22 protein-coding genes are annotated in these 17,504 nt (G+C 39.6%); 7 read left to right on the plus strand and 15 right to left on the minus strand.

What is annotated here, in order from left to right:
• Window positions 1-2: 2 nt before the first annotated feature.
• Window positions 3-293: a chaperone NapD gene (locus L5B90_RS06065; RefSeq protein WP_265762399.1), complete on the minus strand. Its 291-nt coding sequence runs from the start codon at window positions 291-293 to the stop codon at window positions 3-5.
• 314 nt (window positions 294-607) lie between these two features.
• Between L5B90_RS06065 and narQ the strand changes: the two genes are divergently transcribed.
• From narQ to rpoH, 5 genes are all read left to right on the plus strand, one after another.
• Window positions 608-2,311 carry a nitrate/nitrite two-component system sensor histidine kinase NarQ gene (gene narQ, locus L5B90_RS06070; RefSeq protein ID WP_250363927.1) on the plus strand — a complete coding sequence of 568 codons (1,704 nt, stop codon included), beginning with the start codon at window positions 608-610 and terminating at the stop codon, window positions 2,309-2,311.
• Window positions 2,312-2,326: 15 nt separating this feature from the next.
• The gene (murB, locus tag L5B90_RS06075) at window positions 2,327-3,361 is read left to right on the plus strand and encodes a UDP-N-acetylmuramate dehydrogenase (protein ID WP_250363926.1); all 1,035 of its coding nucleotides are present in this window, start codon (window positions 2,327-2,329) and stop codon (window positions 3,359-3,361) included.
• 33 nt (window positions 3,362-3,394) lie between these two features.
• Window positions 3,395-3,718 carry a DUF2322 family protein gene (locus L5B90_RS06080; protein ID WP_250363925.1) on the plus strand — a complete coding sequence of 108 codons (324 nt, stop codon included), beginning with the start codon at window positions 3,395-3,397 and terminating at the stop codon, window positions 3,716-3,718.
• Entirely contained in the window at window positions 3,718-4,668 is a 951-nt protein-coding gene (gene tehA, locus L5B90_RS06085) for a dicarboxylate transporter/tellurite-resistance protein TehA (RefSeq protein ID WP_250363924.1), read from the plus strand. Before L5B90_RS06080 ends, tehA begins: the two co-directional genes overlap by 1 nt.
• A gap of 186 nt (window positions 4,669-4,854) precedes the next feature.
• Window positions 4,855-5,700: an RNA polymerase sigma factor RpoH gene (gene rpoH / locus L5B90_RS06090; protein WP_250364524.1), complete on the plus strand. Its 846-nt coding sequence runs from the start codon at window positions 4,855-4,857 to the stop codon at window positions 5,698-5,700.
• A 431-nt stretch (window positions 5,701-6,131) separates the two neighbouring features.
• Here the strand turns inward: rpoH and lptD are convergent, their stop codons facing one another.
• Window positions 6,132-8,477: an LPS assembly protein LptD gene (gene lptD / locus L5B90_RS06095; RefSeq protein ID WP_265762400.1), complete on the minus strand. Its 2,346-nt coding sequence runs from the start codon at window positions 8,475-8,477 to the stop codon at window positions 6,132-6,134.
• Window positions 8,478-8,542: 65 nt separating this feature from the next.
• A complete protein-coding gene (locus L5B90_RS06100; protein WP_265762559.1) occupies window positions 8,543-9,100 on the minus strand; it encodes a DNA-3-methyladenine glycosylase I in 558 nt (185 codons plus the stop codon).
• A 165-nt stretch (window positions 9,101-9,265) separates the two neighbouring features.
• Between L5B90_RS06100 and tal the strand changes: the two genes are divergently transcribed.
• On the plus strand, window positions 9,266-10,219 hold the full coding sequence (tal, locus tag L5B90_RS06105) for a transaldolase (protein WP_250351404.1): 954 nt from the start codon (window positions 9,266-9,268) through the stop codon (window positions 10,217-10,219).
• 189 nt (window positions 10,220-10,408) lie between these two features.
• On the opposite strand, the gene L5B90_RS06110 is transcribed toward tal, so the two are convergent.
• A complete protein-coding gene (locus L5B90_RS06110; RefSeq protein WP_250351403.1) occupies window positions 10,409-11,368 on the minus strand; it encodes an asparaginase in 960 nt (319 codons plus the stop codon).
• 39 nt (window positions 11,369-11,407) lie between these two features.
• Window positions 11,408-11,842: a helix-turn-helix domain-containing protein gene (locus L5B90_RS06115; protein WP_265762401.1), complete on the minus strand. Its 435-nt coding sequence runs from the start codon at window positions 11,840-11,842 to the stop codon at window positions 11,408-11,410.
• A 124-nt stretch (window positions 11,843-11,966) separates the two neighbouring features.
• Here L5B90_RS06115 and L5B90_RS06120 point away from each other — a divergent pair, with 124 nt between their 5' ends.
• On the plus strand, window positions 11,967-12,728 hold the full coding sequence (locus L5B90_RS06120; RefSeq protein WP_250363920.1) for a DUF3944 domain-containing protein: 762 nt from the start codon (window positions 11,967-11,969) through the stop codon (window positions 12,726-12,728).
• A 138-nt stretch (window positions 12,729-12,866) separates the two neighbouring features.
• Here the strand turns inward: L5B90_RS06120 and rpsQ are convergent, their stop codons facing one another.
• The 10 genes from rpsQ to rplC are packed head-to-tail and all read right to left on the minus strand — an operon-like array spanning window position 12,867 to window position 17,492.
• A complete protein-coding gene (gene rpsQ, locus L5B90_RS06125; protein WP_250351402.1) occupies window positions 12,867-13,121 on the minus strand; it encodes a 30S ribosomal protein S17 in 255 nt (84 codons plus the stop codon).
• Entirely contained in the window at window positions 13,121-13,312 is a 192-nt protein-coding gene (gene rpmC / locus L5B90_RS06130) for a 50S ribosomal protein L29 (RefSeq protein WP_017805230.1), read from the minus strand. The genes rpsQ and rpmC overlap by 1 nt, the downstream gene beginning before the upstream one ends.
• Window positions 13,312-13,722 carry a 50S ribosomal protein L16 gene (gene rplP / locus L5B90_RS06135; RefSeq protein WP_103853558.1) on the minus strand — a complete coding sequence of 137 codons (411 nt, stop codon included), beginning with the start codon at window positions 13,720-13,722 and terminating at the stop codon, window positions 13,312-13,314. The genes rpmC and rplP overlap by 1 nt, the downstream gene beginning before the upstream one ends.
• 13 nt (window positions 13,723-13,735) lie before the next feature.
• The gene (gene rpsC / locus L5B90_RS06140; RefSeq protein ID WP_250351401.1) at window positions 13,736-14,440 is read right to left on the minus strand and encodes a 30S ribosomal protein S3; all 705 of its coding nucleotides are present in this window, start codon (window positions 14,438-14,440) and stop codon (window positions 13,736-13,738) included.
• Window positions 14,441-14,458: 18 nt separating this feature from the next.
• Complete coding sequence (rplV, locus tag L5B90_RS06145; protein ID WP_250351400.1) at window positions 14,459-14,791, minus strand: 50S ribosomal protein L22; 333 nt, start codon at window positions 14,789-14,791, stop codon at window positions 14,459-14,461.
• Between the two features lie 10 nt (window positions 14,792-14,801).
• A complete protein-coding gene (gene rpsS, locus L5B90_RS06150) occupies window positions 14,802-15,077 on the minus strand; it encodes a 30S ribosomal protein S19 (protein WP_005539416.1) in 276 nt (91 codons plus the stop codon).
• 25 nt (window positions 15,078-15,102) lie between these two features.
• Window positions 15,103-15,924 carry a 50S ribosomal protein L2 gene (gene rplB / locus L5B90_RS06155; RefSeq protein WP_103853556.1) on the minus strand — a complete coding sequence of 274 codons (822 nt, stop codon included), beginning with the start codon at window positions 15,922-15,924 and terminating at the stop codon, window positions 15,103-15,105.
• Window positions 15,925-15,945: 21 nt separating this feature from the next.
• The gene (gene rplW / locus L5B90_RS06160; RefSeq protein WP_035687397.1) at window positions 15,946-16,248 is read right to left on the minus strand and encodes a 50S ribosomal protein L23; all 303 of its coding nucleotides are present in this window, start codon (window positions 16,246-16,248) and stop codon (window positions 15,946-15,948) included.
• On the minus strand, window positions 16,245-16,847 hold the full coding sequence (gene rplD, locus L5B90_RS06165) for a 50S ribosomal protein L4 (protein WP_250351399.1): 603 nt from the start codon (window positions 16,845-16,847) through the stop codon (window positions 16,245-16,247). The genes rplW and rplD overlap by 4 nt, the downstream gene beginning before the upstream one ends.
• 15 nt (window positions 16,848-16,862) lie before the next feature.
• Entirely contained in the window at window positions 16,863-17,492 is a 630-nt protein-coding gene (gene rplC / locus L5B90_RS06170; RefSeq protein ID WP_035687403.1) for a 50S ribosomal protein L3, read from the minus strand.
• Between the last annotated feature and the right edge of the window lie 12 nt (window positions 17,493-17,504).

The following is a 17,504-nucleotide window of genomic DNA, read 5'->3' on the forward strand; positions in this document are numbered from 1 at the left end:
AATTATTCATCATTGCCTTCATCTTGTTGATGATAGACTAAAGATACGGTAATCACGCCATCAATATTGCGCGCTTGCTCCATTTGCTCGAGCAAAAGATGTTGATTGTGCGATTGCATCACCACCACCAACTTGCCTTTTTCAACATCTTCGGCAGGCACTTCGGTATAAGGTACCGCTAAAAGTGCGGTCTTAATTTTTTCAATTTTTTGCGGATTACATTGAACAATCACGCCACAAACGTGCCAATCTTCCGCTTTATCCATTGGGATAGTTGAGTGTTTATTTAACATTTTTATTCCTGTGGATATATCATATATTGAGCGCTAGTAGGTTCACTCAATTTTATTTAAATGGTGATATTGACCACGACTCAAATAACTTTTACTAGGCTTACTATTCTCTTGAGGGATTGGTCTATTTTTAATAACCTAAATTAAGTATTTATCCGATTAAAAACTAATTTATTGTTTTAGATCAAAATTATTCCAGTGTCAGATAAGGCGATAAATTACTTCCTTTAACTCATTGACTAACATTTCTATGAAAAAAGAATTTTTTTGTTAAAATGCTGAAAGATTAGAATTATATTTGATACTAAAAATTCGTGAAAATAAGAAAACACTCTGTTGCCACCAAAATTGCTAATTACTTGCTACTTATTATTATTTTTGCAACGGTGATTAGTGTATTAAGTTTAATTATTATGCTAAGTAATAAATCTGATGCCGAATTAATCAATATATCCGGTTCATTACGAATGCAAAGTTATCGTATTTTATACGAAATGGAACATGCACCTGAGTTAGTGTCAAAAAATTTACTTCAATACCGTTCCACCTTACATTCCTCTACCTTAACGGATATTAACCATCAGTTTTTTATGCCCAATGATATTAAGCAGGCTTATCAACATCTAATTGTACGTTGGAAGGAAATGGAGAATTATGCCAAACAAATGAATTATCCTTCCTATCAAAAAGAAGTAGCAAACTACGTTGCTGAAGTGAACCAATTTGTTGAAGATTTACAACATTTTGCTGAGAAAAAACTTTATCTTGCAGTATATTGCATTCTTTTTGCAATGCTTTCTATTGTCGCAATGGTGTCTTATGTGGTGTGGTTTACCAAAAAACAAATGGTAAAACCGTTGGAAAAATTAGCCTTAGCAAGTACCCAAGTGCAAATTGGGCAATTCAACCACATTCCACTAGATAGTAATAATAATGATGAAATCGGACGACTTGCTTTAGTTTTTACCCAAATGGCGAGTGATTTGAAAAAGCTGTATGCAGGGCTGGAAGAAAAGGTCAATGAAAAAACGCAAAAATTGAGCCAAGCTAACCGCTCTCTTTCAATGCTTTACCAATGTTCTCAATTAGTTACCACGAATAATATCGATCCTACGTTACTCAAGCAAGTCTTAAAACAAATAAAAGTCAATGAACATTTACGCTATATTGAATTACTGGTATATGGCGCAGAACATTGGAATATCCAGCTCGGTGAGAAAGAAGCCCCACTCTCAACACAACAAATGGAACTTTGTGTTGAAGGGGATAAACTTGGGCGACTGTCTTGGCAAGCGGGGCTGCCTTGCCCTGATTTGCGCACAATGCAAAATGTCTCACAAATGTTGAGCCGTTCACTGTATTTCCACCATACGCAACGTCAGCAACAACAGCTTTTATTAATGGAAGAGCGGTCAATTATTGCACGAGAATTACACGATTCATTGGCACAAGTGCTGGCGTATTTACAAATTCAACTCACCTTGCTAAAGCACAATCTGAACAAGGATGGCGAGCAAAATAAAGAAAAAAGCCTGACAATTATTCGTGATTTTGAACAAGCCTTAAATGATGGTTATGTTCAACTGCGCGAATTGCTTGCCACCTTCCGTTTAACGGTGCAAGAAGCAAATTTACAGCTTGCACTTGAACAAGTGATTGACTCTTTACGCAATCAAACAACAATGAAAATGCGGGTGGAATGTAGTTTACCGTCTCACACTTTCAATGCGCAACAGCTCGTACACGCCTTGCAAATTGTCCGCGAGGCAGCATTAAATGCGATTAAACATTCTCAAGGTACAGAAATTGAAGTGGTTGCTCACACCAATGAAGACGGAGAATATGAGCTGTTGGTGCGAGATAATGGCGTGGGCATTCCTAGCCTCGATGAACCAGCTGGGCATTACGGTTTAAATATAATGAATGAACGCAGCGCCCAACTCAATGCTATACTAAGCATCAATAATCGCCCTGAAGGCGGTACAGAAGTGAAAATGACACTGCCAAATAAATTATAGACGTTAAGGAATAAAATGGAAAATCTTCAACCATTTCATACATTTGGAATAAATGCGCAAGCAAAAATTGTAAAAAAAATCACCGCACTTGAACAAATCCTCCCTCTTTGGCAAGAAGCTCAACAGCAACAGCTTCCCGTGCTTTTTCTTGGGCAAGGTAGCAATGTGTTATTTGTGGAAGATTTTAACGGAATCGTACTGATAAATGCGTTAAAAGGCATTGAACATCACCAAGATGAGCACTTTCATTATCTTCACGTCCAAGGGGGCGAAAATTGGCACGAGCTGGTTCACTGGAGCTTGGAACAAGGTATTTATGGTTTGGAAAATTTGGCATTAATCCCCGGCTGTGTCGGCTCCGCCCCAATCCAGAATATCGGTGCTTACGGGGTAGAATTTAAAGATCTGTGCGATTATGTAGAGGTACTTAACCTTAATACAGGCGAAATCTTCCGTTTAAACAAGGCTGAATGTCAATTTGGCTACCGTGAAAGCCTCTTCAAACATCAATATAAAGAGGGGTATATGATTGTTGCAGTCGGATTAAAATTAGCTAAAGATTGGCAGCCTGTATTAAGTTATGGCACCCTTTCGCGTTTTGATCCTGCGACGGTAAAAGCCGAAGACATTTTCACTGAAGTCTGTACGGTACGCCGTGCGAAGTTGCCTAATCCACAAGAATTGGGCAACGCAGGAAGTTTTTTCAAAAATCCCGTTATTTCCAGCGCACTTTTTGCACAATTAAAACACCAATACCCCGAGATACCGAACTATCCGCAGCCAGATGGCACGGTGAAGTTAGCCGCCGGTTGGCTCATTGATCAATGTGGCTTAAAAGGCTATCAACTTGGTGGTGCGGCAGTACATCAAAATCAAGCGTTGGTACTGATTAATAAGGCACAAGCAAGTGGTAAAGATGTGGCGAACCTTGCCCATCATATTCGTCAAACTGTGGCAGAAAAATTTGCGGTGTATTTACAACCTGAAGTTCGTTTTGTCGGTGCGAAAGGCGAAATTGACAGCGAACAATTTATTTCATCGCAACATTAATCATTATTATCATTTAACTAAAAAGGAAACAAAATGGATTTCAAAACAATTTTAGAAACCTTACCTACTATCGATCACCTTTCGGGCTTAAGCGTATTTGACGGTGAAACACCACTTCATCACATTCCTGCCATTGCTGGCAAACTTGGCTCATTGCGCGTGTATAATGCCCTTGCGCAAGAATTTAACGGAAAATTAGACCGCACTTGTGCAGAGAAAGGTTTGCAACTTTTCGCTGAACATACAGCGGATGCGAAACAATTCCCCGGTAAACACCCCAATATTGATTTATTGTTTGCTGTGATAACAGAAGGAAAAGAATACCGCCTTGTACCTGCAATAGCAGAGGGAAAATAATGTCGCAAGCCAAGCCTTTTCCTATTGGGGTAAACTATTTCAGTATTGTATTGGGCATTTCTGCACTCGGTTTAGCGTGGCGTTATAGTGCTAATGTGTTGGCTGTGCCAACGCTTATCGCAGAAACCTTGATCGGCTTTGCAGCCTTGCTTTGGGGGATACTATTTTCGATTTATGTGTATAAATGGATACGCTATCCCATCCAAGCTAAAGCAGAATTGCATCACCCAATTTTAGGCTGTTTCGTCAGCCTGATCCCAATTACACTTTTATTAATCGCGATGGGATTATCACCTTATAGTAAAGGATTGGCACAATATTTAGTTGGGCTTGGCATTGTGGCACAACTTGCATTTTCTACCTACCGTTACGGTGGATTATGGCGTGGTATTCATCCACAAGATGCCACGACCCCTGTGCTATATTTGCCAACCGTCGCAGCAAATTTCGTCAGTGCAACGGCATTAGGCTTATTAGGTTATTCAGAATTAGGAATGTTATTTTTCGGTGCAGGAGTGATTGCGTGGATTATTCTTGAACCCGCCGTGCAACAACGTTTACGCAATTTAACTGAATTGCCAACAGCAATTCGCCCAACGATTGGTATCCAACTTGCGCCTGCTTTTGTTTGCTGTTCAGCCTATCTTGCCTTAAATGGCGGTCATATTGATTGGATAGTGAAAAGTTTGATCGGATACGGCTTGCTACAATTATTATTTTTAATTCGCCTACTACCTTGGATCGGCAAACAATTCCGTCTCACTTATTGGGCATTTTCATTTGGCTTAGCCTCAATGGCTGGAGTAGGCATTCGTCTTTACGGCAAAGGAGAGAACCTCAGCCTTGCCCTACAACATTTAGGTTTAACGATGTTCATCGTTGCCAGCTTGTGCATCGGATTTCTCATTGTGGCAACACTTAGATTAGTCATAACAAAGCAAATTCCCTAGCTTTGCAATTGACTAAATTAGATTTATTTTATTGCGTAAAAATTTAATCAAAAGAAATGAACTTTCTGATCTCACAATAGTCTAAATTTACAAGAAAAGGATAAATTAATCGTTATAATCGATTGACCTTATAATAAATTATGTTATAAATAAACCCAAATTGGGCATAAAATAAGAAGGAATATGATGAACAAAGATACACAAGCTCTAATGTTAGTTCCTCAAGGCAGCTTAGAAGGCTATATCCGTGCTGCAAACGAATATCCTATGCTAACTGCAGAGGAAGAAAAGGAATTAGCGGAACGTTTGTATTATAAAGAGGATCTTGAGGCAGCCAAAAAATTGATTTTGTCTCATCTTCGCTTTGTGATCCACGTTGCGCGTGGTTATTCTGGTTATGGATTGCCACAAGCTGATTTAATTCAAGAAGGTAACATTGGCTTAATGAAAGCGGTAAAACGCTTTAACCCTGAAGTGGGCGTTCGCCTTGTTTCCTTTGCTGTACATTGGATTAAAGCAGAAATTCACGAATATGTACTACGTAACTGGCGTATCGTCAAAGTGGCAACGACGAAAGCACAACGTAAATTATTCTTTAACCTACGCAAAACTAAACAACGCTTAGGTTGGTTCAATGATAATGAAGTGGATATGGTGGCCGAGGAACTAGGCGTATCAAAACAAGATGTCATTGAAATGGAAAGCCGTATGACAGGAGCAGACGTTGGCTTTGATCTTTCTAATGATGACGATGATGAAAGTTATGCTCCAGCGCTTTATCTTGAGGACAGAAACTCAAATTTTGCCGCAGAATTAGAAAATGAAAATTACGAAACTCAAGCTGCAGATCAGGTTGCCGCAGCGCTTGAAGGTTTAGATGAACGTAGCCAAGATATTATCAAAGCACGTTGGTTAGATGAAAATAAAGCAACGCTACAAGATTTAGCTGCGAAATATAATATTTCCGCTGAACGTGTTCGCCAGCTTGAAACCAATGCACTGAAAAAACTTAAAAGTGCGGTAGCGTTCTAAAGCCAAACAACATAAAAAGCACTGGATTACACCAGTGCTTTTTCATTTATTTTCTTTACATTTTCCCATTACCCATCCTAAATACAAAAAAAAATCAATGACGACTGCTATTGCTCCTTAAAAACAAATCTTGACAGTTTCTATGTAACTCTCACATTCTTAGGAACTTAAATTCCGTTACCCACCATTTTAGGTTTGAGTAATAAACCATTTACTAACACTTCTCAAGAACCTAAAACCATTAGCTTATAACATCTAAACAACCTATTCCAAAATATAAAATAGGGATATTCCGCGTTAAATAACAGATTATTTGAACTGCTAAGTTTTATTACGTAATACAAAAAGTCTGCACCTTAATAAATTGCTTGTTGATTCCAACTTTTAAGATGCAGCTAAAACAATCTATTTTTTACTTTCTTATGATTACTTTAATATAAGCTAAATGATTGAATATAAGGTAATTTTCCTGCTTTTAGCATTTTTTCAATGCCGCTACGGTGATCGGTGGTGCCTAAGCCACGTAACTCAAAATTTACCCCAAAACTATGATCGTAAAGCACTTCGTTTGACGTTTGTCCTTCTTTGCTTGTTACATAACGGCGTGCGCCCACTCCCACCGACCAACAGCAGGTGTTGTATTTTACCCCGAGATATTGCTCAACAGGCTTTTTCAAGGCTAGATCTTGGTAATAATGTCCAACCACTGCCCATTTGTCCGCAATTTCCCACGCTGCCACTAAACCAAGCTGTTTAATGTCTTGATTATACGCATTTGCACCAGTGAGATTTTGGTCAATATATTGCTGGCTGGCATAGCGATAACTTAATTGAACGAGGTTATTACCACTTGGATTAAATTCTAATACGGTATTTGCCAAAGAAGTTTGATGCAAGCTCGTATCATATTGGTAACTCGCTCGCCAGTTCCATTGTTTATTAATTCGCCAATTGGTTTCTAATGACCAAGAGGAAGTGGAACGATCACTACTATTGTTTGGGTTATTATCAATCCTTGAATCACTAAGGTAATAAATTTGCCCTAAAGAGAGGTTAAAACGTTCATTCCCTTCTTTATCATAAAAACGCGTTGTTCCCCCGAGGGTAAACTGATTCGCTGAGGCAATGCGATCTAATCCACTATAACGGCGATCACGGAACAAGGAAAAATAATCTTGTTGCAATAATGCGGAATCATAACCAAAACCAAGATATTGGCTATTTAATTTTGAACCGATATTGCTTTGGTCCTTATAAGGGCGATAAAGATATTGAATATGTGGTTCAATCGTTTGTGTATAGCCATCAAACAAGGTTTCTTTGCTTGCAAGTAAGGTTTGAAAATCAACTTTCACTTGTGGCAAGACACGGGTTACCGAGCGTTCAATCTCTTCCGCATTTTGCCCTTTTCCTTTTGTTTGATTATAGTGAGTAGCGTAAAGTTTTGTTTCAATATTCACACTGCCGTAACGGTTCGTAAGCGGAATATTAAGGCTTGGTTCAAGATGATAACGCCAAGCTTTCGGCATTAAGGCACTGTCATTCTCAAAACGCGAAATTTGTGAGAATACGCGAAAATCCATTAAGCCGTTAGCAAGCCCATCGCGATAATAATTAAAATCTAATTGTGGAAAAACACGATAAGGTCCGATATCCACATCGTCAAACACTTGGAACTGTTTCGCCGATAAAGCGAAATTGTAGTTCGGCTGATAGTAAGCAATACGGAAATTTTGATCGGCATAACCGTCTGTACTGCGCCCATAAGCAGAATCAAAATCAGAGAAATAACGTTTATCGCTTACCCTTGTGTAATCCACATTTAAACGCCAATTTTCTAAGAAACTGGAACTATGTCTCCAGTGGAATAAATGACGAGAGCGGTTGTCTCCTTGGTAATCATCATAGCGATCACGTGCTAAATATTCTCCTGCAATTAGCCCCTCACCAATTTGCGTGAGATAACGTGTTTCACCGTTAAATTGCCAGCCTCGTTTTGACATATATTTTGGTGTTACGGTCATATCAAAATTGGGGGCAATGTTCCAATAAATTGGCTGTGCATACGAATAACCATCACGGCTAGACATTCCCACATTTGGAATTAACAAACCAGAACGACGGCGATCGCCGATAGGGAGTTGCAAATAAGGGGTATAGAAAATCGGCACGCCATGCACTTTAAAGCGTGCGTGCCACATTTCGGCATATTCTTCTTGGATATGCTGACGCATTTCACTTGCTTCAATCGACCAGCTATTATCATCAGGCAAACAAGACGTAAAAGTCGCATTTTTAAGTAAGCGATAATCATTGCGTAGCTCAACGTGTTGTGCATTACCTCGCCCTTGACGCCCAACAAATTGGTAATCTGCGCCTTCTACATCTGCATCTTTATTATTCAAGTTTATCTTGGCAGAATGCCCTAACAAATTGATAAGATTATCTTTATAATCAAACCCCTTTTTGGCATAGGCAAAGCGCTGTACATTAGCCCCTTCGCCACGTTGAACAATTTCTGCAATTTGGGTAGTTAAATGGCGATTACCCTGTTTAATCTCAACATCGCCCTCATAACGCGCACTAACAGGCTGATTTAATTCTGCGCGATCTGCCTCAATATAAACAGGCAATTGGTTTGGATCGCCCTGCACCACCTCACCTTGAAACTGTGGTACGCCAGCTAAGCATTGCTGCTGTAAACTTGCCCAACTTGGTACACCATAAAGTGCGGTCAAAATTGAGAAAGAAAGCATCGTGTAGTAATTTTTTTTCATTAATAACCCATTTTTTAAGGTGTGAAATTAAGCCGATTATAAAGAAAAATGATGAAAAAAGCATTTTATTTATACTTACAAAAACAGCTATTCAGATGATCATTTACCAGCCCCATAGATTGCATAAAAGCATAACAAGTGGTTTCTCCAACAAAGACAAAACCACGTTTTTTTAAAGCCTTTGAAAGCTGTTTTGAAACCGCTGTCTTCGCTGGCACTGCGGATAAATCAGGGACATCATTTATTTGTGGCTGGTGATTAACAAAGGCCCAAATAAAATCGCTAAAATTTTCACCGCACTTTTGCATTGCTAAATAGGCTTTTGCATTCTTTACAATTGCCTCTAATTTCGCACGATGACGAATAAGCCCAGCATTTTGCATTCTCTCATCAATATCTTGTGCCGTCATTTGCGCAATCTTTTCAGGATTAAAGTGAAAAAATGCCTGACGATACTGTTCCCGTTTTTTCAAAACGGTAATCCACGAAAGCCCTGCTTGCTGTCCTTCTAAACAAATTTTCTCAAATAATTTCAGACTATCATATTCTGGCTTGCCCCATTCATTATCGTGATAATCTTGATAAATAGACGAGCCTTCGGCCCAACTGCAACGTGTTTTCATCATTCATTCCTTATATTGTGATCAGGATCACAGATTTTCTTTTCCTCATTCATTGAATTTAATTTAGAATCTACCTATTAATACTAGAGCTAAAATAGCTATATGCGCATCAATAAGATGTGATATTGTATTCCAACTTAACCAACAATCAAATTAGAGGTAAATATGACAACACAATTAGACGCATTACGCGAAATGACCGTAGTTGTGGCAGATACAGGAGATATCGAAGCCATTAAAACCTACCAACCACAAGATGCCACCACGAACCCATCACTCATTTTAAGCGCCTCCGCATTGCCTCAATATGCGCCGTTAATTGACGAAGCCATTGCCTATGGCAAAAGCAAAAGTGCTGATAAAGCACAGCAACTTATTGATGCAGAAGATAAATTAGCGGTAAATATCGGTTTAGAAATTCTTAAAATCGTACCCGGACGCATTTCTACCGAAGTGGATGCACGTCTTTCTTACAATACCCAAGCCACTGTTGAAAAAGCACGTAAATTAATCGCACTTTATAATGAAGCTGGGGTTTCCAATGATCGTATTTTAATTAAAATTGCCTCCACTTGGCAGGGTATCCGTGCAGCAGAAATTCTTGAAAAAGAAGGCATTAACTGTAACTTAACCCTCTTATTCTCAGAAGCCCAAGCTCGTGCTTGTGCTGAAGCGGGGGTATACTTAATTTCACCATTCGTTGGTCGTATTCTTGACTGGTATAAAGCCAATAGTGATAAAAAAGAATATGCGCCAGCAGAAGATCCCGGTGTGATTTCAGTAACTAAAATTTACAACTATTACAAACAACACGGCTACCAGACCGTAGTAATGGGTGCAAGTTTCCGTAATGTAGGCGAAATTACTGAACTTGCCGGTTGCGATCGCTTAACCATTGCTCCTGCTTTATTAAAAGAATTACAAGAAAATAACACCGCACTTGCTCGCAAACTAGAATATAAAGGTGAAGTGAAAGCTAAGCCACAACCACTTACAGAAAGCGAGTTCTACTGGCAACATAACAGCGATCCAATGGCCGTCGAGAAACTGGCTGAAGGTATCCGTAAATTTGCCATTGACCAAGAAAAATTAGAAGCGATGTTATTGGCGAAGTTCTAATCTCCTCTCAATAAGACAAAGCCCCAACTCACTGGGGCTTTACTATATATGAAAATTCTGCCAAAAATCTCACCGCACTTTTAATGCTAGTAATGGAACAAACCTTACGAAGTGTTCCACTGCGTTTAGCAGTTTCTTGCAACGTGTCTCACCACAATAAAGTGCGGTGCAAATGTTAAACTTTTTTCTTTATCCTTCCATATAGCTTTTCAGCGCCTCGCCTTGCAATCCTGCATTCAGCGCGATGAGTAATTTTAAGCGAGCTTTCGGGGCATTCAGTTCTTTCACAAACATTACGCCCTGTTCCTGCAAACTTGCCCCACCGCCATCATAACCATAAACCGGCTCAGCAATACCGTTAAAACAACGAGAAACTAACGCAACAGGAATATTATGAGCTAGCAATCGCTGTAATCCTTTCGCAGCTTGCGGTGGAATATTTCCTGCCCCTAATGCTTCAATCACTAAGCCGTCCAATTGTTGCAAATCTAATTGCTCAAACAGCCAGCTATCCATTCCCGCATAAGTTTTGATGACTTGCACATTTCCACTCACTGTTTCTAAATCAAAACGCACGCGAGGCTCGGCGGTTTTGAAAAAGAGAATATCTTTTTTCATAATCACCCCCAAAGGGCCGTGAGTGGGTGTTTGAAAGGTGGAAACATTAGTGGTATGGGTTTTGGTTACATATTTCGCCGCGTGAATTTCATCATTCATAACAACTAACACGCCTTTATCTGCGCTTTTCTCAAAAACTGCCACGCGCAATGCAGAAAGGTAATTATAAATGCCATCACTGCCTAACTCATTATTTGAACGCATTGCTCCCGTAATGACGATAGGTATTTTAGGAAGTTGCATTGTATCAAGAAAATAAGCCGTTTCTTCCAGTGTATCCGTCCCGTGTGTAATCACCACACCATCATAATTTTGTGCCTCTTGCTTAATTTTCTGGCTTAGGGCAAGCATATGTTCAAGGCGAATATGCGGGCTGGGTAAGTTGAGAAAATCCACCGATTCCACTTCAACATTATGTAAATCCAAACCGACTTTGGTCATAGGATTACGGCTATTTGGTGTCACTTTTCCACTGCTATCCGCGTGCATTGAAATTGTGCCTCCTGTGTGGAGGACGAGGAGTTTTTTCATAAAACTAATACATCATCTGAAATAAAAAATAAACTACGCTTAATGGGCGTCTTTCTCTAAAGCCGTGATCAGTTTCTCAAGGGCTACAATTTGCGTTTTTAGCCCCTCAATTTCACGCTCTCGGCTGGCTAAAATTTCATTTTTCATTTCAATAATATGATTTAAATGGGTCACCTCATTTTGTAGAGTGGATTCACCCAGTGCAAGATTAAAATGGCTAGAATTGGTGGAATTATCATGAGAATGGTTAAAAATAATCGGTCCGTCACCAAAAGGGATTAAATCGACCATTTCTACCCCTAGAATTTGAGCTATATTGGCCAGCCTATCAATCTTAAGATCAGTTTCTCCTCTTTCTATTTTAGCATAACCACCTTCTGACATATGCAATAGCTCGGCCATTGTCGCTTGGGTAATTTTTTTATCTTCTCGTATATCACGAATTTTCTGTCTAACTATATCTTTTGGTTTCATATTGCCTCTTTCGGTAGGAAACTGATGATTTTGGGTAGCTAAGTCTAACTTTTCGTCGCTGGTTAAGTATAACCCATAAAATTAGACTATAAATACTTTTTAACCAACTATAAGGAAATTTATTATGGCATATCGTTACGATCCCGATTTAGAGTTTCTCAGTGATTGTTCATCTGAAGAATTAGATCAACTTGTTTATCTTTTAACTCATGATAAAGACGGAAAAAAGCGCTTTACAGAGGAACTTACTCATAATAATGATTATAAACGTTATTATCCACAACACTCAAAATATTGGGAAGACATCGCCGCAGAAATTCAGCGATTTGGAGGAAATACCTTTATAAATCTATTCCGTGGCAGTCGAGGTGTGCCTTATAAAGAATTACTTTGCGATGTGTGCGATAAAATGAAAGTCAACTACAACAAATATTCTTCCGTACAACAAATTGAAGAAAATCTATTAATGAAAGTATTAACTGATGCCTTTGAGGAAATGTCATTGGAAGAACGCCAGAAACTACTTAAAGAATTGGGCATTTCAGAGAATAAACCAACAACTCAAATTCTTACCACAACATTCATTGCAATGTTTAGAGCTGGCGGTTTCAAGTCTTATAAATTAACCTTAATCATCGTAAATGCGGTGTTAAAAGCATTAATTGGTCGAGGATTATCCTTAGGTGGAAATGCCTTATTAGTACGAACAGCCTCAATTCTAACTGGGCCAATTGGCTGGACAATCACTGCATTATGGACTGCAGCTGACATTGCTGGCCCAGCTTACCGAGTTACTATACCTGCTGTTTTTGAGATAGCCTATTTAAGAAAACTAAATCAAAACAGAGAGCTTATCGCAAAAGCAGAGCAAGAAAATGAGGTATAATTACTAATCTAGCCACTTGCTAGATTTTTGAATTCTCCCTGACCAAAGAGCGGTCAAAATTTTTATTATTTTTATCAACAAAAAAGCCAATGGTATTTACCATTGGCTATTATTTTATTTAAAGCGATAACTAATAAATTAGATTACTGCTTTTTCAACAACGCGAACCAAAGTATGTGATTTAGTTTTTGAAAGAGGACGACATTCCTTAATTTCAACAACATCACCTAATTTTGCTTCGTTATTTTCATCGTGCACATGTAATTTAGTTGTACGACGGATAAATTTACCATAAAGAGGGTGTTTCACTTTGCGTTCAATTGCAACTGTGAATGATTTATCCATTTTGTCGCTAATTACACGACCTTGCACAGTACGAATTTTATCAGTCATTACTCACCCGCCTTCTCGGTTAATACAGTTTTCACTTGTGCAATACTGCGACGCACTTGTTTTAACTGATGGGTTTGTTGAAGCTGACCGGTGGCTGCTTGCATACGCAATTTGAATTGCTCACCTAACAAGTTAACCAATTCAGCATTCAGCTCTTCAACAGTTTTTGTACGTAGTTCTTGAGCTTTCATTACATCACCGTTTTAGTTACGAATGTGGTCTTAATTGGCAATTTAGCCGCTGCAAGTGCAAATGCATTTCTTGCTAGCTCTTCAGACACACCATCCATTTCATAAAGTACTTTACCCGGCTGGATTAAAGCTACCCAGTATTCAACGTTACCTTTACCTTTACCCATACGGACTTCTAATGGTTTTTCAGTAATTGGTTTATCTGGAAAAACACGGATCCAGATTTTACCTTGACGTTTAATCGCACGAGTCATCGCACGACGTGCTGCCTCAATTTGGCGAGCTGTTAAACGACCACGGCCAACTGCTTTCAAACCGAAGGTACCGAAGCTAACTTCTGTACCACCTGCAATTCCACGGTTACGACCTTTTTGGACTTTACGGAATTTTGTACGTTTTGGTTGCAACATTTAGCAATTCTCCTTACTTACGACCTTTACCACGTGGCTTTTTAGGCGTGGTAGGTTGTTGTTCTGGTTGTTGTGCAATTGCAGCCATTCCACCAAGAATTTCACCTTTGAAGATCCACACTTTAACGCCGATTACGCCGTATGTAGTGTGTGCTTCAGCAGTGTTATAATCGATGTCCGCACGTAGTGTATGTAATGGCACACGACCTTCACGATACCACTCTGAACGAGCAATCTCTGCACCACCTAAACGACCGCTAACTTCAACTTTGATACCTTTGGCACCTAAACGCATTGCATTTTGTACCGCACGTTTCATTGCACGACGGAACATTACTCGACGTTCAAGTTGAGAAGCGATGCTATCTGCAACTAATTTCGCATCTAATTCAGGTTTTTTCACTTCAGCGATGTTGATTTGAGCTGGAACACCTGCGATAGCTGCAACAGCGTTACGTAATTTTTCAACATCTTCGCCTTTTTTACCAATTACGATACCTGGGCGAGCTGTGTGAATTGTTACACGAATACTTTTCGCTGGACGCTCAATAGTGATGCGTGAAACGGAAGCATTCGCTAATTCTTTATTTAAGAATTGACGCACTTTGAAATCGCCGTCTAAGTTAGACGCGAAGTCTTGTGTATTCGCAAACCAAGTAGAGCTCCAAGGCTTAACAATACCTAGGCGAATACCATTTGGATGGACTTTTTGACCCATTGCTATTCCTCTACTAAATTAACGATCTGACACAACCACAGTAATGTGGCTTGTACGTTTTAAAATACGATCTGCACGACCTTTAGCACGTGGCATAACACGTTTCATACTAGGACCTTCATCTACGAAAATCTTAGTCACTTTTAGATCATCGATATCTGCACCGTCATTATGCTCTGCATTAGCAATTGCAGACTCAAGCACTTTCTTAACAAGCGATGCTGCTTTTTTGTTAGTGAAAGTTAAAATTTCTAATGCTTGACCTACTTTTTTACCACGGATTAAATCCGCAACTAAACGAGCTTTTTGCGCTGAAGTGCGAGCGTAACGATGTTTTGCGATAGTTTCCATCTTTTACCCCTTACTTCTTAGCTTTCTTATCCGCAGCGTGTCCGCGGTAAGTACGAGTCGGTGCAAATTCACCGAGTTTATGACCAATCATTTCGTCCGATACATAAACTGGAACGTGCTGACGACCATTATGGACTGCGATGGTCAATCCGATCATTGATGGAATGATCATTGAACGACGGGACCAAGTTTTAATTGGCTTTTTATCCCCGCTTTCCACCGCCTTCTCTACCTTCTTCAACAAGTGTAGGTCAAGGAAAGGACCCTTCTTGAGAGAACGTGGCATGGCTAATCCTCTTATTTAATTAATATTATTTACCACGACGACGTACGATATATTTATCAGTACGTTTGTTATGGCGAGTTTTCTTACCTTTGGTTTGAACGCCCCAAGGAGTAACTGGGTGTTTACCGAAGTTACGACCTTCACCACCACCGTGTGGGTGATCAACAGGGTTCATTGCTGTACCACGAACTGTTGGGCGAACGCCTCTCCAGCGGTTAGCACCAGCTTTACCAAGAACGCGAAGCATATGCTCTGAATTACCCACTTCACCAATGGTCGCAGAACATTCAGCTAATACTTTACGCATTTCACCTGAGCGAAGACGTAAAGTAACATAGTTACCTTCACGCGCAATAATTTGTACATAAGCACCAGCAGAACGTGCAAGTTGTCCGCCTTTACCTGGTTTTAATTCAACGTTATGTACAGTTGAACCAACAGGGATATTACGCATTGGTAATGAGTTACCAACTTTAATTGGAGCGTTTACACCTGCTTGGATTTGATCGCCTGCGCTTAAACCTTTAGGTGCTAAGATATAACGGCGTTCACCATCTTTATAAAGCACTAAAGCAATATTTGCAGAACGATTTGGATCATATTCAAGACGCTCAACAACCGCTGGGATATCTAACTTGTTACGTTTGAAATCGATTAAACGGTAATGTTGTTTATGACCACCACCGATATGGCGAGTAGTAATACGTCCTAAATTATTACGACCACCTGTTTTAGATTTGCTATCTAATAATGGTGCGTAAGGTTTCCCTTTATGTAATTCAGGGTTTACGATTTTAACAACGTGACGACGACCAGCGGAGGTCGGCTTACATTTTACGATAGCCATTTATTTCTTTCTCCTCCGTAATTACTCTGCACCTTCAACGAAGTCAAGTGATTGACCTTCTTGAAGAGTTACATAAGCTTTTTTCCAGTCACTGCGATGTCCCATCTTAGTACCACGACGTTTAGTTTTACCTTTAACGACAACAGTACGAACAGAATCTACTTTCACTTCAAATAATTCAGCAACAGCTTTTGCAATTTCTGCTTTGTTGGCATCTAAAGCGACTTTAAAAACGATGGTGTTTGACTTCTCAGCGTTATTTGTTGCTTTCTCAGAGACGTGAGGTGCTTTTAACACTTTTAGCAAACGTTCTTGTTGAATCATGCTAACATCTCCTCAATTTGTTTCACTGCATCAACAGTTACAACCACTTTATCAAAAGCGATTAAACTGACTGGATCAATACCTTGCACATCACGTACATCAACTTTATATAAGTTACGTGCAGCTAAGAATAAATTCTCATCTAAACTTGCAGTGATGATAAGCGCGTCAGTTAACGCCATATCTTTTAATTTTTGAACTAAGGCTTTTGTTTTTGGCGCATCAATTTCGAATTTTTCAACTACAACTAAACGATCTTGACGAACAAGCTCAGATAGAATGCTTTTGATTGCACCACGGTACATTTTTTTGTTCACTTTTTGGCTGTGATCTTGTGGTTTCGCTGCAAAAGTTACACCACCAGAACGCCAAATTGGCGATTTAATATCACCAGCACGAGCGCGACCAGTACCTTTTTGACGCCAAGGCTTTTTACCTGAACCAGACACTTCAGCACGAGTTTTTTGCGCACGTGAACCTTGACGAGCACCTGCTGCATAAGCAACAACTACTTGGTGGATCAATGCTTCATTAAACTCACGTCCGAAGGTAGTTTCAGAAACAGTTAGTGCGTTTGCACCTACAACTTGTAATTCCATCTCTATCTCCTAGACTTATGCTTTAACTGCTGGTTTTACGATAACATCACTATTAGTTGCACCAGGTACAGAACCTTTAACTAATAATAAATTACGCTCAGCATCGACACGAACAACTTCAAGTGATTGAACGGTTACACGCTCAGCACCTAAGTGTCCAGCCATTTTTTTGCCTTTAAACACACGACCTGGAGTTTGGTTTTGACCAATAGAACCAAGCACACGATGTGATAAAGAGTTACCATGGCTTGCATCTTGAGTACGGAAATTCCAACGTTTAACACCACCTTGGAAACCTTTACCTTTAGATGTACCAGTAACATCAACTTTCTTAACATCTGCGAAGATGTCAACATTAATTTCTTGACCTAAAGTGAATTCTTCACCTTCAGTTGTACGAAATTCCCATAAACCGCGACCAGCTTCAACACCTGCTTTCACGAAATGGCCTGCTTCAGGCTTAGTTACACGGCTCGCTTTTTTAGAACCAGTAGTAACTTGAATTGCAGTATAGCCATCGTTTTCAAGAGTTTTAACTTGAGTTACACGGTTTGCTTGGATTTCGATAACAGTAACAGGTACAGAAACGCCATCTTCATTGAAGATACGAGTCATACCAACTTTACGACCGACTAAACCAATCATTGTCATAACCTC

It is taken from the genome of Avibacterium sp. 20-129, assembly GCF_026226845.1.
Lineage (GTDB): Bacteria > Pseudomonadota > Gammaproteobacteria > Enterobacterales > Pasteurellaceae > Avibacterium.